The following is a 24,112-nucleotide window of genomic DNA, read 5'->3' on the forward strand; positions in this document are numbered from 1 at the left end:
TAGCGAATTACTCAACATCCTGCAACAACTCCAGCGCCTTCATCATATCAATTCCTTTTCCTAATACGGGCTTAAACAAATCTCCTTTTTCTTTCATTCTTTCCAACGCATTATGAATATTGAAGTCGGTTGGTTTCATACCTGTTTTTACCTCATTCCATTCCAGCGGCATGGAAACAGATGCGCCTTCTTTCGGCCTTATGCTGTAGGCACTGGCCAGGGTTTGTCCGGTTCTGTTTTGGAGGTAGTCAAGGTAAATTTTATTTTCATCTCTTTTCTGAAGGCTTCTTTCTAATGTAGTGATTTCCGGAAGCTTTTCATGAACCTGCTTCATCAGAATGTGTGCAAAATCTTTCACCTGGTCAAAATCATACTTTCCGCCCATCGGAATATATACGTGAATTCCTGTACTTCCTGAAGTTTTGCAATACCCTTTAATTTTAATGGCATTTAAAACCTCGTTCACCTGTAAGGCTGTTTCAATAACATCATCAAATGTATTCTTTTTGGAAGGATCAAGATCTAAAACAAGAAAGTCCGGATGATCAAGATCGGGTAAGGAGGAATTCCAGGGGTTCATATCAATACACCCCAAATTATTCAGATAAGCAAGAGTCGCTTTGTCGTTGCAGTAAATATAATCAATGTATTTATCATTGGACTCTGAATATACCTGCGTGGTTTTAATCCAGTCCGGAATATTGTCGCTCGCGTCTTTCTGGTAAAAATTCTGCTCTTCGATACCGTTCGGAAAACGGTTCAGGGAAAGAGGCCGGTTTTTTAAGTGCGGCAGAATGTAATCTGAAACAGACTGATAATACTCAATAACATCTCCTTTAGTCACATTGTCTTTAGGAAAATAAATTTTATCCTGATTGGTAAGTTTTACCTTATGCTTATTCAGTGTGATTTCTTTTTCTTTTTCGGAGGAACGTGTTTTTTTATGGGGTGTAGTTTTCATAACTTTTATATTTTGGTTTACTTCATCTTCTTCACCGGCTGTATTTTTTACTTCTTCAGGTTCTTTATCCTCACGCAGTGCAACGAATACAGGGTGCCTGAAAATACCGTCTTCTGTAATTTCAGAATATTTGATTTCACATACCAGTTCTGGCTCAGTCCAGGTTACAGGCATATTGGTTTTAGGTCTGGTTTCAAACGGCGAGGTTTTTACCACCATTTTCTTTAGCCTTTCATGAAGTTCAAGGATAGATTCGCGGTTGAAACCGGTTCCCGTGTGTCCGGAATAAATCAGTTTTCCGTCTATATATTTTCCCAGGATCAGTGCCCCGAAACCTTCCCGTGATCCGCGCGGTTCAGTAAAGCCACAGATAATAGCTTCCTCTGTATTGGTAAATTTTATTTTGAGCCAGTCGGAAGTTCTGTGGTTCTCCGTGTATTCGCTGTCTGCTTTTTTGGCAATCATTCCTTCCAGCTTCATTTTTTTCATCTGGTCGAAAAAAGAAATGCCTTTTTCCTGAATATGATCGCAATACTTGATAACATCGGTCTCGACTAATGCTTCTTTCAGGAGCTCTTTTCGTTGAATTAAAGGGAGTTCTTCCGTGGAATGCCCGTTCAGCCAGAGGATATCAAAAACGTGATAGACCAGAGCCATATCCGGATTATCACCGATTTGCTGAAGCAGCTGGAAGTTCGGCTTTCCGTTTTCGTCGTATGCTACAATTTCACCGTCAAGGATCATTTTATGTTTCTGAAGACTGAAATCTTTGGTAACCTTTTTAAATTTCGATAAAAAGGAAATTCCATTCCGTGAATAGAATAGGGGTTCTTCGCTGAGATCGGCAATAGCACGGTAGCCATCCCATTTTATTTCAAAAATCCAGTCTTCATCGTCAAATGCTTCGGGATGCGGTTTGGCAAGCATAGGTTTGATAAAGCTTTCAAGCTTTTTTTCATCCACTAAAGAATTGAATCTTTGAAACCGCGGTTTTGTTTCAGCCTCTACGGCTTTTTTTTGCCGCCGTCCGGGCTTTTTTTTTCCTCTAAAAATTTTGTAACCAGTGAATTTTTCGCGGTATTTTCTTCCGCATCATAGTCGCTTTCTGCAAAATCATCTTTATGTTTGATCAGCAGCCATGAATTCTCTTCGGTATTTTTCATTTTTACCAGGGCAAATTCACCTTTCAGTTTTTTTCCGTGAAGGATGAATTTTAAAGAGCCTGCATGTAATTCTTTCAGCAATTCTTTTTCATCAGAAAGCTTTGAATTATTGTCCAAAGGTTCATACGTTCCGCTGTCCCAGACTTCAACCTGCCCCGCACCATAATTTCCTTCAGGGATATTCCCTTCAAAATCTTTATAATCATAAGGATGATCCTCAACCATCATTGCAAGGCGTTTGTCTTTAGGATCTAAAGAAGGACCTTTTGGAACTGCCCAGCTCTTCAAAACACCATCCATCTCAAGCCTGAAGTCATAATGAAGTCTTGATGCCGCATGGCGCTGAATCACAAAAATCAGCTTGTCTTTGCTTTTCTTTGTTTTTCCTTCCGGCTCAGTAGTTTCATCAAATTTTCTTTTCTCGTTGTAATCTTTTAAGGCCATTATGATGCGTTTTTAGATTTGGGACTTTGTAAACTTGCTTTCAGCTGAGCCATAAGGTCAATTACTTTTCCTTCTTTTGCAGGTTCAGCTTTTTTCGCTTTTATGTTTTTACCTTTGGCTTTCTGCTTAATAATTTTCATTAATGATTCAGAGTAGGTATCTTTATACATTTCCGGATCAAATTCCTGTGAAAGCTGTTCTATAAGACTGATTGCCATTTTTAGTTCCGCTGGTTTCGGTGGTTTTTTTGCCGGGACTTTCAGGTCGCTGTAATCTCTGATTTCCTGTGCAAACCTCAGCCGGTTAAGGACCAGGACGTCATCTTTGTAGGGACGGATCATCCCGATGGCTTCACTTTCACGAAGAACAAAAGTTCCTACTCCTACCATCTCTGTTTTGGCGAGTGCCTTTAAAAGAAGCCTGTAGGCATTTTCGCCGTTTTTCTGCGGTTCCAGATAATAAGGATTTTCGAAATAAACAGAATCTACTTCAGATTCTTTTACGAACTGGTCAATCGATAGTATTTTTGATTTTTCGGGGTTGGCCGCCTCGTAATCTTCTTCATCGAGAATAATGTATTTATCATCCATGAGATAACCTTTTACAATGTTTTCCCATTTTACTTCCTTTCCCGTACTTTCATTCACCCTTTTAAAGCGGATATTTGAAAAATCGGATTTATCAAGCATATCCAGATCCAGTTTGGTGGTCTCTGTTGCTGAATAAATTTTTACGGGGATATTTACTAAGCCAAAGCCGATGGCGCCGTTCCAGATTGCTTTCATTGTAATCTAATTTTGGATAAAGTGTACAATGATTGTGCCGTCCGGAATGAGGCTGCATGAATGTGGTATATTATTAAACGTTTTAAAATGACGTTATTAAGGTGAAATATTTGATTAAAAAATTTATTTATTAAAGTGAAATAAAAATCAATATGTAAATATTTTCTATATATTTGTTTTAATAAAAAAAATACAAATGAATGCAGAAAAAACAAGCTGCCTTTCCCCGGTGAAAGGTCGGTACCCGGATTCCCGAAGAGATTTCGCTTATACTAAAGCTGAAATTAATACACTGGCTTACTCAGAACCTTTCTTAGCAGATTCTTTGAACATTCAACATATAAAATAGAGACCGATGATTACCAGAATAGAGGAGGTAAGTGATCTCCAGGATCTTGGCATTGATCTTATCCGCTTTTATGTTTATCTGCAAGGGACGGACGGCAATGAAGTGACAAAGCCTTTGATTATTTATATGTGGGACCTCAAAAAATATATGAGTGTTAATGAGCCTCAGGCTTTTGCTTACCTGGTAAAAGTAAGTGAAAGCATAAGGTATTACGGGGCAAAAGACGGAAAAGTTCTAAAAGTATTGCACGATGACGGTTTTCCTGTTCATTCCTTTGTGGAGAAATATGTGAGAAATATCCCCGCAGATAAAATTTTGAATCATATTAAATGGTCACAAAGTATTGAAGAACCGTACACCGAAGATGAGAAAGAAAAATCTGATATTTTGCCACATCCCGAGCTTGCATCCATTAATTTCAGAAGAACCATCTTTGCAGAAACGATAGATGAGGCCGTGCAGAAAGAAGTAAGAAAGCTTTATCCCGACTTTTTTAACAATGCCGATGCTCATGCAATTTCGAAATATGATCATATCTTAATGAATGCGGTAAATAAATTAATTATGCAGATGGATGATTTCTTTTTCAGGGAATCTGAAGCCAAGAAATAGAAAAGCGGAGAACATTCTCCGCTTTCTTTATGTTTTAGACAGATCAATCAAAAACTCGAGATCCAGATAATAATTGGTAGGAATATATTTATCGAAATAGACTTTTGCAGATGTATGGATGTGGAAAATTTCTTTCAATGTCGCCGCATCAATATTGGTAAACGCTACTCTCTTTTATTTCTTTCCATTAATTTAAATCAAATTTGTGTTAAAACAAAAAAGCGAAGAAATTATCTCCGCTTGTAGTTTATGATTTTAAATTCAATTTCAGTTCCAGTTCGTCGAGCTGCTCATCAGCAATAGAAGCCGGTGCGTCAATCATTACATCTCGTCCCGAATTATTTTTAGGGAATGCGATATAATCTCTGATCACTTCATTTCCGTCAAGGATTGCCACCAGGCGGTCAAACCCGAAAGCCAGTCCACCATGAGGCGGAGCGCCATATTTGAAGGCATTCATCAGGAATCCGAACTGAGCTTCAGCTTCTTCCTTAGTAAAGCCTAAAAGATCAAACATTTTTGACTGTAAATCCTTATCAAAAATCCTGATTGAACCGCCGCCGATTTCGTTTCCATTCAACACCATGTCATAAGCATTGGCTCTTGCTTTCCCAGGGTCGGTTTCCAGTAGATGAATATCTTCGGGTTTCGGAGAGGTGAATGGATGGTGCATGGCATGGTAACGGCCGCTTTCTTCATCAAATTCAAGCAATGGGAAATCAACCACCCAAAGTGGTGCAAATTCGTTTCCTTTTCTTAATCCTAAACGGTTCCCAAGCTCCATTCTCAAAGCAGAAAGCTGCGTTCTTACTTTATTTTCGTTTCCGGAAAGAATCAACATAAGATCTCCTTCTTTGGCTCCGAATTGTTCAATGATTTTTGCTAAATCTTCTTCGTTATAGAATTTATTCACAGAAGAAGTTTTCACGCCGTCATTCTGGAATTTTACCCAAACCATTCCCGAAGCTCCGATCTGTGGTCTTTTTACCCAGTCTACAAGCTCGTCGATCTGTTTTCTTGTATAATCTGCACAACCTTCAACATTGATTCCGACAACCAGTTCTGCTTCATCAAATATTTTGAAATCTCTTCCTTTTACCAAATTATTCAGTTCCACGAACTCCATTCCGAAACGGATATCCGGTTTGTCGTTTCCGTATTTTTTCATGGCCTCCGCAAATGTCATTCTTGGGAAATCTCCGAATTCCTGACCGGTAATGTCTTTAAGTAAAGTTTTGGTCATTCCTTCAAAAACATTCATCACATCTTCCTGCTCTACAAAAGCCATTTCACAATCGATTTGTGTAAATTCCGGCTGTCTGTCGGCTCTTAAGTCCTCATCACGGAAACATTTTACAATCTGGAAATATTTATCCATTCCACCAACCATCAACAGCTGCTTGAAAGTTTGTGGAGACTGCGGCAAAGCGTAAAACTGTCCCGGATTCATTCTGCTCGGCACCACGAAATCTCTTGCTCCTTCCGGAGTAGACTTAATTAAAACAGGTGTTTCAACCTCTATAAATCCGTTGTCTGAAAGATAATTTCTTACTTTCTGTGCCATTTTGTGACGGAAGATCAGTTTGTCTTTTACCGGATTTCTTCTGATATCCAGGTAACGGTATTTCATTCTTAATTCTTCACCGCCGTCTGTTTCATCTTCAATGGTGAAAGGTGGAAGCTGAGATTCATTAAGGACCGTTAATTTTTCAACAAGAATTTCAATTTCTCCTGTTGGGATGTTGGGGTTTTTGCTTACTCTTTCGATCACTTTCCCTGTAACCTGGATCACAAATTCACGTCCCAGTTTTTTTGCGTTTTCCATCAGTTCTGCTGTAGAACGTTCCTGATCAAAGACTAATTGGGTAATTCCGTAACGATCCCGGAGATCTATCCAAATCATAAATCCTTTATCACGAATGGTTTGTACCCATCCTGAAAGTGTAACTTCTTCATTTAGATTTTTGAGAGATAATTCTCCGTTGTTGTGCGATCGAAACATAAATTATTTGTTTAAAGTTCAAGGTTTAAAGTTCAGATTCGAACTTTAAATTTTCCGTTGGCAAAGATAAGATTTTTAGAGGTTTTTAAAAGAAAAAAACTCCCTTTCGGAAGTTTTTGATCTGAGTTTTAATGGTTATGTGTTGTTTTTAGGGAAAATTTAAAAATTTCAATTCATTATGGAAATGATAAATGACTGCATCTTGGTTTTTAATCCATTCTACAGCTTTGTCCAGAACCTCATCTTTATTATTTTTAATGCCTTCCACGGTGGTATATCAGGAGTGATTCCTATTCTCTTGAATAAACTTCAAAATAAAACGCAAAAAAACCCTAAAAATCGAGTGCTATAAATGTCAGCGCTTCTCGAACAATAGGGTTTTTTAAGGTGGTTTGTTCTCATTTTTGTAAGAGTGCAAAAATGAGAACATTAGAATAATCTTCGATTTTTATGATCAACATTTATTTTTTGAAAATAAAATTTCTAGTTCAAAAAGCGTGATGCTTTTTTTGATTATTAATTTTTAATAATTTTTGTTGTTTTCACTTCATTACCACAAATTGCTTTTACTAAGTAGGTTCCTCTTGCTAAATTTGACGTATCAATTTTGGCATCTTTTGCATTAATTTCTTTAGTAAATAATTCCTGCCCTACTACATTATAAATGGCTACAGAAGTAATTTTTTTATTGTAAGAAAGATTCAAAATATCCTTTACTGGATTAGGATAGTATAATAAATCTTGTTGAGTAATAACTTCTTCAGCAGATAAGACAGAATTGCTTTTAAACTTTACTATAGCAGTTTTACTAGGTGAATTAGTTGTTGCATCTATAGAAGCACTTACATAGATTTCTGTCATATTAGAATTTGTTCCTACATCTGTAAAATTTTCATTAGCCATAGGATCAATATCATATATTACATAGCCATTTGTCCCGAATGTGTTGTCTAATGTGCCATTGGTATTGAAACGGGCTAACATTATTTCTTTATTCTGGGTAGTACTAGAATTTATATAGGTGGTGTTTCCTATCAATAAGATTTTACCGTCTGGCTGTACAAATATTCTCTGAAAATTAGTTTTATATGTGGTTATAGATGAAAAGGCTGCAGAAACATTCATATATCCTGAAAAATTACTACTGCCAAAATTGTAGTCTAGATTGCCAAACTTATCTGTTTTATAGATTCGGTAGTAGTAAAGTGATTCTCCACTATTATATTTATTATCTACTGCTAATGTGTAAACATTATCCTGTGCATCTAGATAATAATCTACACCACCATTGCTGCCACTACTCGAACCTTGAGAAGCGGTAAATGTAAAACTATTATCCTGATAACCCTGAGAATAATACTTTGATACAAATGACTTTGAACCCGTTATGCTACTAGCACCATTATTATTAATTGTTACTGCACGACCTCCAACAAAGTAATTTCCATCAGAAGATTTTAAAATTTTCCCTGCACTTGTGGCGACATGAATTCCTGTTCCTCCCGTTACTGCAGTAGTATACACTGGCGAAATACTAAAATTTGTAGTACCAGTTTCATTTTTTAAGATTACCACACCACGACTTCCCATATAATAACCATCATTGGCCAAAATAAAAAAAGTATCGTTGCTATTATTATTAGAAAGTTTAACTTTCGGGTCATATACACAAGGAGAGCAGCCTGAATTATTAAAGTCAACACTATTATTTGCTGAAGTACCAAAAGTAGTGTCTACACTGCCATCAGAATTCAGTCTTTTAACTCTTGATTGATATAAGTTAAGCGCTTCTTGTGTTAACAATTTTCCATTAGGATAAAGATTTATGCTCTTATAGGAGTTCGGATTCGAAAAAACTCCCATATTGCCAAAAGTAGTATCTAATGCACCGTTGTTTGTTAGTTTTTTTATTTGGTTATTAATCATTAAAAAAACTTTACCATCGTTTGTAGTTTGTATAGATGGAGTACCAGGAGCATCATAGCGCACTCCGTTATTGCCAAAAGTTAAGTCTACTTGTCCGTCTTGTGCAGATACAAATCTCGAAAAAAGCAGCAAAGCAAAAAGTAATTGTTTTTTCATTGTTTTTAATGTTATAAATTGAATATTTTTTTTAGTAATTACAGGAACTATAGAACTACTACGTTGTAAATAGTAATTGCTGAAATTGATCGCGGAAAACGAAGTAAGGATTTGTTGATGGTAAGGTTTTCCAAATGAGGAACGTTACTTGTTTTGGGTTTAATAATACGGTCGCCGTCATTAGCTGCCATAATGGCATCAGCTCTCCCGGCTCCCAGACCACGTACATAAAGGTCGGCTGCTTTAATTGTTCCAAGACTCATTATGCATAGTAATGCATAAAAAAAGTACTTTGTTTTCATGGTTTTTGTTTATTTTTTTAATTTATTTGGCGAAAATACATTAATTTTTTTATTGAAAAAAAATTAATGTATTGTAAACTCTAATTATTGTAAACTTTATGGTATCTATTATGAATATTAGAGGTTTTCTAAATAGAAATGTAGCTAATTGTTTGAATTTTTTAAAATTAATTCAGCACTTGTGATTGATAAGTTATTAAGGTCAGCTTTTAATCCATTCAAAGCCTTCCCCAGAACTTCATCGTTCTCTTTTTTTAATTTTAAAATCTTAAAGACTATTAATCTTTTACATATTCAAGGATGTCTCCGGGCTGACAATCCAGTGCCTTGCAGATCGCTTCCAGTGTTGAAAGCTTTACCGCTTTGGCTTTTCCGGTCTTGAGAATGGAAAGATTCGCCTGTGTAATGCCAATTTTCTCGGCAAGTTCCTGAGACTGCATTTTCCTTTTCGCCAACATGACGTCTACGTTGATGATTATGGGCATAACTTAAATTGTTAAATCATTTTCAGCTTTAAGATCGACAGCTTGTTTGTAAACCTGGGAAACAATATATATAATTGCAGATACCAAAAATAGCTGAAAATTTTGATTATCAATGCTCAGATTAAAAGTAACTTTATTTAGTAATGCTTCTGTAATTGTATCACTTATAACAGAAAAGCATCCTAAAGCTAAAGTGTAAATAGCAATTTTTGAAATAATCTTGTAGATTTCTAATGAAAACGGACTCTTGATCTGAATTTTATTTGCCAGATTTAAAACATTTGAAAAAAGTCTAGTTTGTAATATTACTATTATGATTGTCATAAAAATGATCACTATTGAAACTTCTTTTTTTAATGACTGAATATCCTCTACGTGTAATCTTTTACTGTCTATTTTTATTTTGCTTAAAACACCAACATCAATTCCAACTATTTTTGTAATCAATAAAATAGCAAGAACAAATATGGTTATATATGAAATGATTAAATAAAGCCATAAAAAAGTAGTGAGAATGCTCAGAATCGTGGAAGAATGATTTTTCATAGTCTTTTTTATTGCAAATGTATAATTAATTATCGTTTTACGATAATTTTTTATTGATTTTTTTATTTTAAAGCTTGAAAAAAGAATACTTCCGTCAACATGTTCAGATATTTTTACAAAACTTTCCCTATGCCAAGAAGTAATAATTTCTGAATCTCTATTTTTGCGGAATACAAAACCGAACCAATGTCAAAATATTTCAATTTTCTGAAGAAAGCTTTAAGCGGAGAAGACGTCGACTATACAAAGACAACCATAAGAAGCGCTGTTCTTCTTTTAGCCATTCCTATGATGCTGGAAATGGCGATGGAATCTGTATTTGCGTTGGTAGATCTGTATTTTGTAGGACATCTTAAAGAGAGCGGCTTTGCAATACAGACAGTCGGTCTCACAGAATCAGTGCTCTCTGTGATGTATTCTATCGCAATCGGGATGAGTATGGCTGCAACGGCGATGGTTGCAAGACGAATTGGCGAAAAAAATCCTGAATATGCTTCCAGAAGTGCAGCACAGGTTTTATTGGTTTCTTTTGCAGTGACTTTTATTTTAAGTGTATTCGGAGTGATTTATGCTGAAGAAATTTTAATTCTGATGGGCTCGAAACCTGAGGTAGCGGCTTATGGCAAAGAATTTACAAGAATTATGATGGGAAGCAGCGTGATCATTATGCTTTTATTTTTGATCAACGGAATTTTCCGGGGAGCAGGAAATGCTGCAGTTGCCATGAAATCTCTGTGGATTGCCAATATTGCGAATATTATTTTGTGTCCGGTTTTGATAAAAGGTTTCGGACCGGTTCCCGCAATGGGATTAACGGGAGCGGCTCTGGCTACGACCATCGGGAGAAGTGTTGGAGTGATTTACCAATTGTATCATCTCTTAATTGCAGATACGCAAATCAGAATCCACTCAAAATATTTTAAACCTGATTTTAAAATTATAAAATCTGTTATAAAAATTGCAACACCCGGAATTTTCCAGTTTGTAATTGCTTCCTGCAGCTGGATATTTCTGGCTCAGCTTGTGGCAACGACAGGCGGTGAAAATGCTTCTGCCGGATATCAGACCGCTTTACGGTTAATGATGTTCTTTATGTTGCCGGCGTGGGGACTCAGCAATGCAGCATCTACGCTTGTCGGACAAAATATGGGAGCCAATGAAATGTTGAGAGCAGAACAGTCTGTTATGAAAACCGTAAAATATAATGTGATTTTTATGGTGACCGTAAGTGTTGTTTTCTTTTTTCTGGGTGATTTTTTAGCTGGATTTTTTACCAATGAAGCCGAAATCAGAAATATAGCAACCAACGCACTGCATATTATGGCTGTAGGATTCATCTTTTATGGAATCGGGATGGTGATGATTAATGCTTTTAACGGAGCCGGAGATACATGGACGCCAACCTGGGTAAATCTTTGCGGTTTCTGGCTGTTTCAGATTCCACTGGCATATCTTCTTGCAAAATATTTTGAATGGGGACCGAAAGGAGTATTTATATCAATTCCCGTCGCTGAAGCTTTAATAACAATCGTCGCCTTTATATTGTTTAAAAGAGGAAAATGGAAAACGGTGAAAGTATAAGGAGAAAGAAGGTGAAATATAATAATAAACTAAATTTTCTTAGCTAAAAATTTACTTTCATAATCTATCCTTCAACCAAATATTATAAAAATTTTAACAGCTGAACTTTTGATTTTAAATTGGTATTCTCTAATTTCGTAAGAACAACTAAATTATATTTACTATGGGAAAAGGAGACAAAAAATCAAAGAGAGGCAAGATTAACAACGGAAGCTACGGAAAAAGAAGACCGAGAAAATCTTCAAAAACTGTTGCGACTTCTGAAGAGAAATCTAAAAGCTAAAAAGACCGGAAATATTTTCCGGTCTTTTTTATAGTATTAATCAAAATTTATTTTCCTCCAAAAATATTTCCCAAAATACTTCCGAGTCCGCCGCCATCTTTTTTCTGATCGTTATTGTTTCCTAAAACACTTCCCAGAATATCATTCAAAGGATTTGACTGTGTATTTTGCGCCTGGCTTGAAGCGGTGCCGAGAATGCTTTCAAGCAGGCCTCCCAAACCTCCGGCTCCTAAATTGTTCTGTTGTTTTTCTTTTCCGATGTATCCCATAATGATCGGTGCCAACATCGATAATACAGGGCCGATTTTATCAATGGAAATTCCTGTTTTCTGAGACAGCTGATTTTCTACGTTCTGTTTTTCGCCACCAAAAATATGGTTGAGAATAGAATTCCCTTCAGACTGTCTTGCCTCCGCCTGGCTTACATCATTAAGGATACTTCCGTCATGGTCTTTATCCAATGCTGTATTTAAAGATTCAGCTTCACCGGAAGACTGAGATTTTTTACTGAGATAAGAAATAATCAACGGTGCAGCTACTGCAAGTAATGCAAGCACCTGGTTTTTATTGATTCCGAATTTGCTTTCAGCCCGCTCTGCTACCTGATTGCCGGTATTTCCTGTAAGTAAATCAATTAAGCTCATAGTTTATGTTTTTTATTATTACACTAAACTCAAGTTATCAAAAAATATTCCTAACGTTTTTTGCGAATGACTGAAACAGGCTGAATCATTTACAATAATGTCAGTTTTTCAAGATGGGTACGTTTGAGCAGGCTTCGCCGAACATTAAGGATTTTACAATGGGCTTTAGCTGCTCAACAAGTTCAATATAGGCGTTTTCGGGAATTTCTTTATCCGAACAGCCTTTTACCAGAACTCTTTTACCACGCATTTCCCCGAAATCATGATTTCTAATGGCATTGTGCATCAGAATCACTTCCAGGTCTTCGCGGTTTCCGAAAACAATCTTTTTCGTAACATCGGTTAATCTGGCTGTAATTAAGAAATATGCCCACAGCGGAACAATAGCATCTGCAGAGTTGTAAATATATACATAAGCATCACGGTATTCTTCCAGATCAATTGCTGCGACTTTTTCCCGGAAATCTTTCTCCTTCAAAATCATCTCCATGAAAAGAAAATCTTTAAGATCTATGCCTTTTCTTGCTCCCTTCGGGACAAGATCGGTGAGATCAAAATTGATGAGGCCACTCTCTGCAACTTTATTTCGGATTTCAAATTCTTCTGACATTTTTATCATTATCTTTGAAACAAATTTACAAATTAAGATGCTATAAAGTCTTATTTTGTTCTCTATACTTGTCATAGAAACCTCCCATAACTTCGGTTGTAAATAGAAATTCAAAAGAGGTCACTGATGGCAATTAAAAATAAAAGATTTCAGAAATGAAGTATTACATCATAGCCGGAGAAGCTTCCGGAGATTTACACGGAAGCAATTTAATGAAAGCGCTTAAGCAGAAAGATCCTGACGCTAAGTTCAGGTTTTGGGGAGGCGATCTTATGACAAAGCAGGGCGGAATTATCGTAAAACATTACCGTGATCTTGCATTCATGGGTTTTCTGGAAGTTGCGATGAACCTTCGAACCATTCTTAATAATATTAAATTCTGTAAAGAAGATATTCAAAATAACAGACCGGATGTTCTTATTCTCGTAGATTATCCGGGTTTTAATTTAAGGATTTCCAGGTTTGCAAAAGAACTTGGGATAAAAGTAGTCTATTATATTTCTCCTCAGCTTTGGGCGTGGAAAGAAGGTAGGGTAGAAATCATTAAAAAGTACGTAGATGAAATGATGGTGATTCTTCCGTTTGAAGAAGATTTTTACAAGAAGCATGGTGTTCATTCTCATTTTGTAGGACATCCTTTACTGGACGCTATTTCTACCTTACAGGATGTTAATAATGAAGATTTTAAAAGAGATAATGGCTTAAACGAAAAGGAAATTATCGCATTGCTTCCAGGATCAAGAAAACAGGAAGTCGAAAAAATGCTGCAGATCATGCTTTCTGTAAGGCCTTATTTTAAGGAATATCAGTTTGTGATTGCCGGTGCGCCAAGTCTTCCTAAAGAATTTTATGAAAAATATGTAGATGATAATGTGCATTTTGTGTCTAATAAAACCTATGATCTGTTGAGGTGTTCCAGGGCAGCATTGGTAACTTCCGGAACAGCAACCCTTGAAACGGCTTTGCTTAATGTGCCGGAAGTAGTCTGCTACCGCGGAAGCAAGGTCTCTTATGCAATTGCCAAAAGACTGGTAAAAAATATAAAATATATTTCTCTGGTTAATCTTATTATGGATCGTGAGGTGGTAAAAGAATTGATTCAGAATGATTTAAACACCAATAATCTTGTAGAAGAGCTGACAAAAATACTCGCAACTGAAAAAAGATTTGAAGTATTCCGGGATTATGAGCTTTTACGGGAAAAGCTGGGCGGTAAAGGAGCAAGCGATAATGCCGCTGACGTCATTTTAAAAATGTAAAATTTAAATAAATAATAACTAATCGTAGAAATTTTTTCTGCGATTTTTCTTTTGTGTAAAGAATTTCGGTGTTTTTCTAAAGTTTTAAAATATTGCTGTGCAGATTTTTTCTGAAATATATATTTTTGGAAAAAACACAAACTGTTGAATAAGCAGCCTCTTCTCATTCTTGCCCTGTTTTTTATTCTTGGAATTCTTCTTCAGGATCGGTTTTCTTTGGATGAAATTTACATTTTTGCAATTATAGGTATAAGCATGATTGCTTTCGTTGCGACACTTTTTAAGAACTTTTTTCTGTATAGGTTAAAAAAATATTTACTGTGTGTAATGTTTTTTGGAGTCGGGGTTATCCTGCATTTTTTCAATACTCACAACAATCGTATTTCTGTTACCGGTAACCAGACGATAATCTTTAAAATATCGGGAAAGCTTAATTCTAACGAAAAGAACAGAAAATATGAGGCATTTGTACAATTAGATCAGGAAGTTTTTAAAGCCATCGTTTATATCCCGAAAAGTAAAAAAGCGCTGGACTTTAATCATTATTACAGAACCCAGGCTTTTATATTGATGCCCAAAACTCCGCAATATGATTTCCAATTTGATTATTCAAAATACTTGAAACGTAAAAATATTGACTTTCAATGTTATGCGAATGATGAGATCCAGACTGCAGTAAGAAATGATTTGAGCTGGAGCGAAAAATTTTCTCAGAAAAGACTTGAAGTTCTCCAAAATATTGACGAAACGCACATGTCTTTAAGGACTAAAGAATTTCTCAAAGGAATTATTCTTGCTGACCGCACGGAAATTGATGCACAAACGGTTCAGGATTTCAACAGGTCCGGGCTGGTACATTTTCTCGCTATTTCGGGAACCCATATTGTTGTGATTTTCGGATTGTTCTTTTTTTTATTAACGAAACTATTGCCGGTAAAATATAGAAAATACGCCATTATTGTAAGCCTCATTTTCATTTGGCTTTTCACCATTTTTATCGGTTTTGGGAGTTCTGTGGTCCGTTCAAGTCTGATGCTCAGTATTTATTTTATGTATATTCTTCTTCAAAGAAAACCTGATTTGCTGCATGCGCTGGCTTTATCGGCTTTTATCATTTTATTGTATGATACTCAGCAGTTATTCGACGTTGGATTTCAATTGAGCTTTCTTGCCGTTCTTGGGATATTCTGGCTGAATCAGCCTATTCTCAGTCATTTTCCGGCACAGGATAACTGGTTTAAAAAGATTATCTTCAATACCATTTCAATTTCCATTTCGGCTCAGCTGGCAACGCTCCCTTTGGTGCTGTATTATTTCCATCAGTTTTCATTTATTTCAATCGTAGCCAATTTTTTTATTGTTCCTTTTTCAGAAGTTATTATTGTATTTTCATTTTTAATGACTTTTTTAATAGCTTTCAATGCAGATTTAGAATTTGTAAACTTAATATATGGCTTTGTTATTGGTGTTTTGCTTAAAGTCATCCACTGGTTTGCCAGTTTCGATGCTGTATTTTATGAAAATATTCCAATGAATCTGCCCGAAGTGTTTTCTCTGTTTTTAATTGTTTATTTGCTGAGACGGGTAATTCTAAAATTCAATTTTAAAAATCTTACCGTATGTCTGATGGCTGCTGCTATATTTTTGATGCTAAAATTGGGTTTTGATCTTTACGAAAGCAGTAAACCTGAGGTTCTTATCCATAATTTCTCTAAAAATAAAGTTTTATCTGTTAAAAAAAATGACGAAGTATGTTTCTGGATTGAAGAAAATTCGGATAAATCTAAGATTATAAAATTCGTCGTAAACCCGTACTGCGCCTCCCGTCGTACAAAAAGAACAGAGATCAGAAGACTTCCTAATGCAGTTCGAAAAATTGTTTATAAACATAAAATTTATGAAATATATTAATTTCGTTACTTCATATTTTCCTTTATTTATAATATTTTAAGACTTATTTAGAAAGATTACAAACTGGCTATATGTGAGATTTCTCACTTTTTGTTGTAGTTAACATTTCTTAATTTTGTGGAAAATCAAATTTAAACTTATATGGCAGGTTTAACGAGTTCTACAATAGGTAGAAAATATGCTATGGCATTGTCGGCTATCTTTTTGCTGATATTTCTGGTAATGCACCTTTCTGTAAACCTTTTGTCGGTTTTTGGAGCAGATGCTTACAACAATGCTTCGCAGTTTATGGGGTATAATCCTCTTATTCAGTTTGTAATGCAGCCGGTATTGATATTTGCTGTGGTTTTCCATTTCGTAATGGGATTTGTTTTGGAAATTAAAAATCAAAAAGCACGTCCTGTTAAATACGAAGCTAATAATCCTTCTCACAATTCTACCTGGATGTCTAGAAATATGCTCATTTCAGGGGCTGTGGTGCTGGCTTTTATTTTTCTTCACATGTATGATTTCTGGTTTCACGAGATGAACTACAAGTACGTAGACGGGCTGCCGATTGAGGAATCACGCTTTTGGGGAGATCTGCACGCTAAATTTGCAGATGCGTGGAGAGTAATTCTTTACATTATTTCTTTCATTTTGCTGGGATTACACCTGGGACACGGTTTCCAGTCTTCTTTCCAGTCTATCGGTGCAAGGCATCCAAAATATACTCCTGTAATCATGGCATTAGGAAAATGGTATTCCATCCTGATTCCTGCAGGTTTTATTTTTATCGCAATTTATCACTTTGTAACTCAATAATATCAATATACTAATATGAGTAAATTAGATTCAAAAATTCCGGCGGGTCCTTTAAAGGATAAGTGGAAAAATCATAAGGACCATATGAACCTTGTTGCACCAAACAACAGAGACAAGATTGATATTATTGTTGTTGGAACAGGTTTGGCAGGAGGTTCTGCTGCTGCTACACTGGCAGAGCAGGGATATAATGTTAAAGCATTCTGCTATCAGGATTCTCCGAGAAGAGCACACTCTATTGCCGCTCAGGGAGGTATCAACGCAGCTAAAAATTATCAGGGAGACGGTGACTCTACCTACAGATTATTCTACGATACCATCAAAGGTGGTGACTATAGAGCAAGAGAGGCAAACGTATACCGATTGGCAGAAGTTTCCGCAAATATTATCGACCAGTGTGTTGCTCAGGGTGTTCCTTTCGGACGTGAGTACGGAGGCCAGCTTGACAACCGTTCATTTGGTGGAGTTCAGGTAAAAAGAACATTCTACGCAAAAGGACAAACCGGTCAGCAGTTATTATTAGGTGCTTATTCAGCCATGAGCCGTCAGATCGGTAAAGGAAGAATCAAGATGTACAACCGTCATGAAATGATGGATCTTGTAATTGTTGACGGAAAGGCAAGAGGGATTATCGCAAGAAACCTTGTAACAGGTGAGATTGAGAGACATTCTGCGCACGCCGTAGTAATTGCATCCGGAGGATACGGAAACGTATATTTCCTTTCTACAAATGCAATGGGTTCTAACGTTTCTGCAGCCTGGAAAATCCACAAAAAAGGAGCGTATTTCGCAAACCCTTGTTATGTGCAGATTCACCCGACCTGTATTCCGGTTCACGGAACACAGCAGTCTAAACTGACTTTGATGTCAGAATCTTTAAGAAACTCAGGAAGAATCTGGGTTCCTAAAAAGATTGAAGATGCACAGGCTATCAGGGAAGGAAAGTTAAGACCTGAAAACATTAAAGAAGAAGATAGAGACTATTATCTGGAAAGAAGATATCCGGCTTTCGGTAATCTTGTGCCGAGAGACGTTGCATCAAGAGCTGCTAAAGAAAGATGTGACGCCGGATATGGAATCGAAAATAATGATACACAGGAAGGAGTTTACCTTGATTTCTCTACAGAAATCATGAAAAAAGGTAGAGAAGCTGCTATCGAAAAGCATATTCATAATCCTACCGAACAGCAGATCTATGATTTAGGGAAAAGCTGGGTTGAAGAAAAATATGGTAACTTATTCGTAATGTATGAAAAAATTACGGCTGATGATCCATATAAGACACCAATGAAAATCTATCCTGCCGTTCACTACACGATGGGTGGTGTTTGGGTTGATTACAACCTTCAGTCTACCATTCCGGGCTGTTTCGTAATCGGAGAAGCTAATTTCTCGGATCACGGAGCTAACAGATTAGGGGCTTCTGCTCTGATGCAGGGACTTGCAGACGGATATTTTGTACTTCCTTACACGATTGCAGATTACCTTTCTGCTGATATCAGAACAGGATCTATTCCTACCAATTCTTCATCTTTTGATGAAGCAGAAAAAGGAATCAAAGAAAAAATAGATTTCTTCCTTAATAACAATGGAACACATTCTGTTGACCATTTCCATAAGAGATTAGGAAACATAATGTGGAATAAAGTAGGAATGGGAAGAACACCTGAAGGTTTAAGAGAAGCCATCAGAGAAATTGAAGAAGTAAGAAATGATTTCTGGAAAAATGTAAAGGTTCCCGGAGATAATGACGGAATGAATACTGAGCTTGAAAAAGCATTCAGAGTAGCAGATTTCTTAGAGCTTGGTCAGTTAATGGCTATTGATGCATTGCACAGAAATGAATCTTGTGGGGGACATTTCCGTGAAGATCACTCAACTCCGGACGGAGAAGCTGAGAGAGATGACGTAAACTTCAAATATGTAGGAGCCTGGGAATATCAGGGAGATGATATCAATACAGAAGTATTGCACAAGGAAGAGCTGATCTACGAAAATATTGAGGTAAAAACCAGAAGTTACAAATAACAGATATGAAGAGTTTAAAAAAAGTACTTTTGTTTTTTGTAATCCTCTCAGGATGTTCTGTTTTTGCTCAGAAAGTAACAACACAGGCTATTGATAAACCTGCTGAAGGAAAATCTCTGGTGTATATTTTAAAAACCGGAGCGGGTATGCTGCTTAACTTCAGGGTTTATGATAAAGATAAATTCCTTGGAGCTATTCCTAGCGGGAAATATTTAGTTTATGAGTGTGAACCTGGTGAACACTTATTTTGGGCTACGTCAGAAAACAGAGATTATGTTGAAGCCAACCTGGAACCCAATACGGTATATGTTATTAATGCGGAAGGCCAAATGGGAGCTTTCATAGCAAGTGTTAACCTTAGACCTTTGAAACCTACAGAATTCAGAGATAAAAAGCTTTTTTATCAGGTGGTAAAAAATGACACTAAGACAATATATCAGCCATCACAGGACGATAAAGCAGAGAATATCGCCAAAGCAATGGAAAAATATCAGGAGCTGAAAAGCAGAAATTCTAATAAAATTGCAGTTTTAAGTTCAGGTATGAAGTTTGAAAATGCAGACAAACCAACAAAATAATCTCCAACCTATAAATATAACATTATGAGTGCAAAAAAAGGCTTACATCTTACGCTGAAAATTTGGAGACAAAAAAATAATAAATCTAAAGGTCAGTTTGAGACTTATAAAATATCGGATGTTTCTACAGATTCCTCATTTTTGGAAATGTTGGACATCCTAAATGAAAATCTTATTAACGAAGGAAAAGAGCCTATCGCTTTTGATCACGACTGTCGTGAAGGAATCTGCGGAATGTGTTCTCTTTACATCAACGGTAGAGCGCACGGTCCGGATACCGGAATCACTACCTGCCAGCTTCACATGAGAATGTTTAAAGATGGCGAAACGATCGTTATCGAGCCATGGAGAAGTGCTGCTTTCCCGGTTATTAAAGATTTAATTGTAGACAGAAGCGCATTCGACAGAGTAATGGCTGCTGGTGGTTTCATTTCAGTTAACACTTCAGGAAATACTTTAGATGCCAACGCAATTCCGGTTCCGAAAGAAGATGCCGATAAAGCAATGGATGCTGCAGCATGTATCTCTTGCGGTGCCTGCGTAGCTTCATGTAAAAACGGTTCTGCAATGTTGTTCGTCGGCGCAAAAGTTTCTCAGTATGCTCTTTTACCTCAGGGTAGAGTAGAAGCTAAGAGAAGAGTACTGAATATGGTAAAAGCCATGGACGAAGAAGGATTCGGAAACTGTTCAAATACCGGTGCTTGTGAAGTAGAATGTCCGAAAGGAATTTCTCTGGAAAACATTGCCAGAATGAACAGAGAATATATGGCCGCATTTGTTGACAGAGGATAAAATTACCAAATTATATTAAAAAGCAGCTTTCAGTCGGAAGCTGCTTTTTTAATCTTTTAGAACTCTTGTAAATGGGACTTTTTTAAATGTGTAATTTCCTGTTTTAAGCTATAAATATGTTCTTTCAGATATTCTTTGTCAGACTTCAATTCTTTTATTTGATCTTCACATTTCTCTATTGTTTTTTTAGATAGATGCAGGGTGTAAGCATAAAGCTTGTTTGGAGTTCCGTTCAGGCTTTCATACTGTTGTGGTTCAGAACAAATTAAAGAAATAACCGTTGTTTCCAAGGCATCGGCAATTTTCTTTAGCTTTTCTAAATTTGGAGATACATCATCTCTTTCATATTTCCTATAAGTGGAAATATCAATACCCACTTTTTCGGCAATGTATTCTGCACTTAAATTTTTTTCGGTTCTCATTGATTTTAGTTTTTTTCCGACTAACATAATAGTAATATATAATGGTGTAAAAAATATAAATAATAACTGTAATGTATTAACTCAATTATAAAGTGAATTATTACATTATAAAGATGTTTTTTTTTCTCTTCCGGAGATTGCTAAAGTATTACTTTTGTAAAAGTTTACAAATATATAAACAAATAAACTTTTAATTATGAAAACAATTTTAAAGTCGGCGCTTCTATTATGCCTGCCCCTTATTTTCAATTCATGTCATAGCGATAGTGATTCATTGGTTGAAAAAGATCCTATTACTTTAAATTCTAAAATGCAATCAAGAGTTTCTGGTGAAAGCGCTGATGAATTATATGCATTGGTAGTTGATTCAAGAGACCAGTTTCAAACATATAATGCATTAGATGCTAATCAAAAATCCTTAGTTTGGCAAGGTAAATTAGATGACTTTATAACCAATTCGGAACTCAGCAATGAGGAACTGCGGTTTGTTAATGATCTTAAATCTATTTTAACGGATGACTTTTTTCGTGATATTGAAAGAAACTATAATACTGATGATATTAAATTACTAGAAATTGAGGCTAGCAGATTGTTTGGTACAGCAAGAGGATTGTCTTTATTTTATAGTATGGAAACAGTCTATAAGAATAAGAATACTGAAGCTCAGAAAAACTGCTTTTGGTGTAATAATTTACTAGTTTCTGTTGATGGACCTTGCGAATGGCAATATTTTAATGGAGTGCCACAATATGTAGAACCAGTAACGATTTCCAAAGTTAGATTTTGGATTACGACGCAAGAATTTACTTCAGTACAGCCATGTACACAGTAAAAAAATATAAAATAAATAATACCAGCCTGTTAAAGTTTCTTTTAATAGGCTTTTGGTTTTTTTTCGGTATTGTAAAGGCGCAAATCTATCAGCTGCAGAAAGATGCTGAGTTTATTAATAATTTTCAAATTGAATTAATTGGAGAAAAACACCTTTTATTTATTTCTGATGGAGGATTTGTAACAATACCAACACAAAACATTACGGACTCTGATAAAGTTATAATTATTGATAAAGACAGCAATACCAATTATAGTCTCAGCAAAGAAGAGCTGAGAATCAAAGATTCCATTCTGTACTTTTCAACAGGAAAACTGATTGAAGCAATTACTCTTACCAATAAGAAGAAAGAAGAAATGACGATCGGTATCGATGATAAAGGAAGCTCCTCAAAACTCTATATACAGCCGGATATAGCCAGAATTGTTGAAATACCCCAGAACAGTTTATATATAGGCAGAAAAATTAAGAAAATCAAATATTACTTTAGTGGAGGTAAGCATCCTGTTTCCGGAGAAAGAATCAATAAGAACGACACAGAAATTATTGCCTTAATGTACACCTGTGAAAAAGCAGATTGTAAAGACCCAAAGTTTATACTGTCGGAAACGGAGATCCACTTTACAGAAAATAACAAATACCTTGAAGTAGATCTCGGTCACCGGAATATAATAATTGATGAAAGCTTTAAAAATATATATGTCGGGTTTATATCTTTAGGAAATTTTGTGGTCAAACAGAAAAAGGCTGATAAAATAAATGATAATAAATGCTACAATACCGGTGCAAAATTAGAGTATTACAGATTAGCAACACATAAATGCCCTATAATATCTTTAGTAATTGAATAATCACGCAATATTTACATAATTTTAAAAATAATACTGATAAATTTAATTGTTTAATATGCAAAATCGAGGCTTCTATTTCTTTTAGTTAAATCTTTCATAAAATCCCATGAAATATGATATTTAGTTGAGATGAAAAACTTATTTTTGCGTAATTATAAAATTCGAAATGAAAAAATATCTTTTATTGTTTATCATCGCGGTTTTTGCGATGTCTTGCTCTAAAAAAGTAGAAGTAAAAGGAAAAATTACCGGCGGTTCTCCACTAGAGAGAATTGAATTTATTGAAGCATCAGGTGTTGCTACCTTACCACTGATTAATATCGGAATCAACAAAGACGGAACGTTCGCCGGAAGTTTTGAAGCCCCGAAAAGCGGAATGTATGTAATGTCGTATGGCGGAAAACAAAATCTGATCTACCTGAAAGGCGGACAAAAGCTTGAAATTACCGGAAACGGAATGAGCTTCCCTTCGGAATTCGTGGTTACCGGTGATGCCAAAAATAATAACGATTTCTTTACTGCCACCCAAAAATATCTTTCTACCTATGCTCAGACCGTAAACATGAATGAGCTGATGACAAAGGATGAAAAAACCTTCCTGAAAGGAATTGAAAAAGTTAAGGCAGATGTTACTAAAAACATTGAAGAAAACGTTAAAAAATTCAGTCCGGACAACGAACTGGTAGAGTGGAAAAAGAATGATCTGGCAAGTACTCTGCTTACGATTCTGAATCAGTACGAAATGAGCCACAAGCAAATGGGCAACCCTTCGTTCAAAGTGACAAAAGCTTTCACAGATTACGAAAACAAACTTCAGGAAAATAAAGATGTAATGGTAAAAGAAAACCCTTACTACAGACAATATCTTTTAACAAAAATGAGTCCTGATTTCCAGAAATATGCACAGGCGAACAGCGCCGGAAAAACAGATGTCACCACTTCTGAATTGTTTTCTGAATATTTAAAGAAAAATCAGAAAGATCTTTCACAAACCGCTAAAGATTATTTGCTTGCTTTTGTAATGGCTCAGTCGGATATTCATCCGGGATCTCCTGAAAAAACGATTGAAAAGATTAAAAAAATCATTGATACAGATATCAAAGATGCTAATATTAAAGAAGATTTAAAGAAAATTCAGTTTGCCATTAACGGTTTCAAAATTGGAGAGCAGGCCCCTGAAGCGTCTCTTATTAAAGCTGACGGTAAATCATACAATCTTTCTTCAAATAAAGGAAAACCATATATGATGATGTTCTACGCATCATGGAATCCATACATTGGTGAAGCGTCAATTCCTGTTTTAAAAGAAGTGGTGAATTTCTACAAATCAAAAATGAACTTTGTGTTTGTAAATGTAGACGATACCAAAGATCAGTTTGTGAAAACAAGCAATTCTCTTCTGAAAGGAATTACAGGAACTAATGTTTATGGTGAAGGAGGTTTGAATTCTGATATTGCTAAAAAATACGGTGTATACGGTTTCAAATTACCATGTTTCGTCGTTGTTGATAAAGACGGAAAAATCGCCAGCAAGCCATTCTTTAATCTTGGAGATCCTGAGTTGGTAACGGTTCTTGACAAACAGACAGGGCTTTCTGCCCCGAAGGTAAATCCTAACGTTCAACTGCAGCAGGGAACAGGGATGGATCCTGCAGCAGCACCACAGCCGGCACCTCAGCAACAGGCAAACCCGCAGCCTGCCCAAACAAAATAATTTAAATTCAATATAGATAAAACCTTGTCTTCGGATAAGGTTTTTTTTATTGTATTTTTGCAGACCGGAACA

23 protein-coding genes are annotated in these 24,112 nt (G+C 36.0%); 12 read left to right on the forward strand and 11 right to left on the reverse strand.

What is annotated here, in order from left to right:
• Positions 1–7 precede the first annotated feature (7 nt).
• Genes ligD through ku form a run of 3 tightly spaced genes read right to left on the reverse strand, consistent with a single transcriptional unit; the run spans position 8 to position 3,353 of the window.
• Entirely contained in the window at positions 8–1,924 is a 1,917-nt protein-coding gene (gene ligD, locus ACYT6F_RS07845; protein WP_472600661.1) for a DNA ligase D, read from the reverse strand.
• Between the two features lie 41 nt (positions 1,925–1,965).
• Positions 1,966–2,568 (reverse strand): DNA polymerase ligase N-terminal domain-containing protein, encoded by a 603-nt coding sequence (locus ACYT6F_RS07850; RefSeq protein ID WP_472600662.1) that lies wholly within the window; start codon positions 2,566–2,568, stop codon positions 1,966–1,968.
• The gene (ku, locus tag ACYT6F_RS07855) at positions 2,568–3,353 is read right to left on the reverse strand and encodes a non-homologous end joining protein Ku (protein WP_472600663.1); all 786 of its coding nucleotides are present in this window, start codon (positions 3,351–3,353) and stop codon (positions 2,568–2,570) included. Before ku ends, ACYT6F_RS07850 begins: the two co-directional genes overlap by 1 nt.
• Before the next feature lie 355 nt (positions 3,354–3,708).
• Between ku and ACYT6F_RS07860 the strand changes: the two genes are divergently transcribed.
• On the forward strand, positions 3,709–4,314 hold the full coding sequence (locus ACYT6F_RS07860) for a hypothetical protein (protein WP_472600664.1): 606 nt from the start codon (positions 3,709–3,711) through the stop codon (positions 4,312–4,314).
• A 247-nt stretch (positions 4,315–4,561) separates the two neighbouring features.
• Here the strand turns inward: ACYT6F_RS07860 and aspS are convergent, their stop codons facing one another.
• From aspS to ACYT6F_RS07885, 5 genes are all read right to left on the reverse strand, one after another.
• Positions 4,562–6,316, reverse strand: a complete 1,755-nt coding sequence (aspS, locus tag ACYT6F_RS07865; RefSeq protein ID WP_472600665.1) for an aspartate--tRNA ligase — start codon at positions 6,314–6,316, stop codon at positions 4,562–4,564.
• Between the two features lie 516 nt (positions 6,317–6,832).
• On the reverse strand, positions 6,833–8,398 hold the full coding sequence (locus ACYT6F_RS07870) for a T9SS type A sorting domain-containing protein (RefSeq protein ID WP_472600666.1): 1,566 nt from the start codon (positions 8,396–8,398) through the stop codon (positions 6,833–6,835).
• A 47-nt stretch (positions 8,399–8,445) separates the two neighbouring features.
• On the reverse strand, positions 8,446–8,700 hold the full coding sequence (locus tag ACYT6F_RS07875) for a hypothetical protein (protein ID WP_472600667.1): 255 nt from the start codon (positions 8,698–8,700) through the stop codon (positions 8,446–8,448).
• Between the two features lie 278 nt (positions 8,701–8,978).
• Complete coding sequence (locus tag ACYT6F_RS07880; protein ID WP_039365153.1) at positions 8,979–9,185, reverse strand: helix-turn-helix domain-containing protein; 207 nt, start codon at positions 9,183–9,185, stop codon at positions 8,979–8,981.
• A 3-nt stretch (positions 9,186–9,188) separates the two neighbouring features.
• Positions 9,189–9,731, reverse strand: coding sequence for a hypothetical protein (locus ACYT6F_RS07885; RefSeq protein WP_472600668.1), 543 nt, complete (start codon positions 9,729–9,731; stop codon positions 9,189–9,191).
• A 186-nt stretch (positions 9,732–9,917) separates the two neighbouring features.
• Here ACYT6F_RS07885 and ACYT6F_RS07890 point away from each other — a divergent pair, with 186 nt between their 5' ends.
• Together ACYT6F_RS07890 and ACYT6F_RS07895 are read left to right on the forward strand one after the other, a co-directional pair.
• Complete coding sequence (locus ACYT6F_RS07890; protein WP_472600669.1) at positions 9,918–11,312, forward strand: MATE family efflux transporter; 1,395 nt, start codon at positions 9,918–9,920, stop codon at positions 11,310–11,312.
• Between the two features lie 163 nt (positions 11,313–11,475).
• Positions 11,476–11,595, forward strand: coding sequence for a 30S ribosomal protein THX (locus ACYT6F_RS07895; RefSeq protein ID WP_472600670.1), 120 nt, complete (start codon positions 11,476–11,478; stop codon positions 11,593–11,595).
• A gap of 47 nt (positions 11,596–11,642) precedes the next feature.
• Here the strand turns inward: ACYT6F_RS07895 and ACYT6F_RS07900 are convergent, their stop codons facing one another.
• Both ACYT6F_RS07900 and ACYT6F_RS07905 read right to left on the reverse strand, forming a co-directional pair.
• Complete coding sequence (locus ACYT6F_RS07900) at positions 11,643–12,239, reverse strand: DUF937 domain-containing protein (RefSeq protein WP_472600671.1); 597 nt, start codon at positions 12,237–12,239, stop codon at positions 11,643–11,645.
• Between the two features lie 100 nt (positions 12,240–12,339).
• Positions 12,340–12,849, reverse strand: a complete 510-nt coding sequence (locus tag ACYT6F_RS07905; RefSeq protein WP_472600672.1) for a DUF2480 family protein — start codon at positions 12,847–12,849, stop codon at positions 12,340–12,342.
• Between the two features lie 155 nt (positions 12,850–13,004).
• Here ACYT6F_RS07905 and lpxB point away from each other — a divergent pair, with 155 nt between their 5' ends.
• From lpxB to ACYT6F_RS07935, 6 genes are all read left to right on the forward strand, one after another.
• Positions 13,005–14,108, forward strand: coding sequence for a lipid-A-disaccharide synthase (lpxB, locus tag ACYT6F_RS07910; RefSeq protein WP_472600673.1), 1,104 nt, complete (start codon positions 13,005–13,007; stop codon positions 14,106–14,108).
• Positions 14,109–14,252: 144 nt separating this feature from the next.
• A complete protein-coding gene (locus tag ACYT6F_RS07915) occupies positions 14,253–16,019 on the forward strand; it encodes a ComEC/Rec2 family competence protein (RefSeq protein WP_472600674.1) in 1,767 nt (588 codons plus the stop codon).
• 141 nt (positions 16,020–16,160) lie between these two features.
• Positions 16,161–16,823 (forward strand): succinate dehydrogenase cytochrome b subunit, encoded by a 663-nt coding sequence (locus ACYT6F_RS07920; RefSeq protein WP_472600675.1) that lies wholly within the window; start codon positions 16,161–16,163, stop codon positions 16,821–16,823.
• 15 nt (positions 16,824–16,838) lie between these two features.
• Positions 16,839–18,851: a fumarate reductase/succinate dehydrogenase flavoprotein subunit gene (locus tag ACYT6F_RS07925; protein WP_472600676.1), complete on the forward strand. Its 2,013-nt coding sequence runs from the start codon at positions 16,839–16,841 to the stop codon at positions 18,849–18,851.
• Between the two features lie 5 nt (positions 18,852–18,856).
• The gene (locus ACYT6F_RS07930; protein WP_472600677.1) at positions 18,857–19,429 is read left to right on the forward strand and encodes a hypothetical protein; all 573 of its coding nucleotides are present in this window, start codon (positions 18,857–18,859) and stop codon (positions 19,427–19,429) included.
• 24 nt (positions 19,430–19,453) lie between these two features.
• Positions 19,454–20,221: a succinate dehydrogenase/fumarate reductase iron-sulfur subunit gene (locus ACYT6F_RS07935; RefSeq protein ID WP_072883500.1), complete on the forward strand. Its 768-nt coding sequence runs from the start codon at positions 19,454–19,456 to the stop codon at positions 20,219–20,221.
• Between the two features lie 56 nt (positions 20,222–20,277).
• Here the strand turns inward: ACYT6F_RS07935 and ACYT6F_RS07940 are convergent, their stop codons facing one another.
• Entirely contained in the window at positions 20,278–20,670 is a 393-nt protein-coding gene (locus tag ACYT6F_RS07940) for a helix-turn-helix domain-containing protein (RefSeq protein ID WP_472600678.1), read from the reverse strand.
• Positions 20,671–20,839: 169 nt separating this feature from the next.
• On the opposite strand from ACYT6F_RS07940, the gene ACYT6F_RS07945 reads away from it, so the two are divergent.
• From ACYT6F_RS07945 to ACYT6F_RS07955, 3 genes are all read left to right on the forward strand, one after another.
• Complete coding sequence (locus ACYT6F_RS07945; RefSeq protein WP_472600679.1) at positions 20,840–21,475, forward strand: bacteriocin fulvocin C-related protein; 636 nt, start codon at positions 20,840–20,842, stop codon at positions 21,473–21,475.
• Positions 21,427–22,326, forward strand: a complete 900-nt coding sequence (locus ACYT6F_RS07950) for a hypothetical protein (RefSeq protein ID WP_472600680.1) — start codon at positions 21,427–21,429, stop codon at positions 22,324–22,326. Before ACYT6F_RS07945 ends, ACYT6F_RS07950 begins: the two co-directional genes overlap by 49 nt.
• 166 nt (positions 22,327–22,492) lie before the next feature.
• Entirely contained in the window at positions 22,493–24,040 is a 1,548-nt protein-coding gene (locus tag ACYT6F_RS07955; RefSeq protein WP_472600681.1) for a TlpA family protein disulfide reductase, read from the forward strand.
• Positions 24,041–24,112 lie beyond the last annotated feature (72 nt).

It is taken from the genome of Chryseobacterium sp. NG-CE01, from assembly GCF_055695505.1.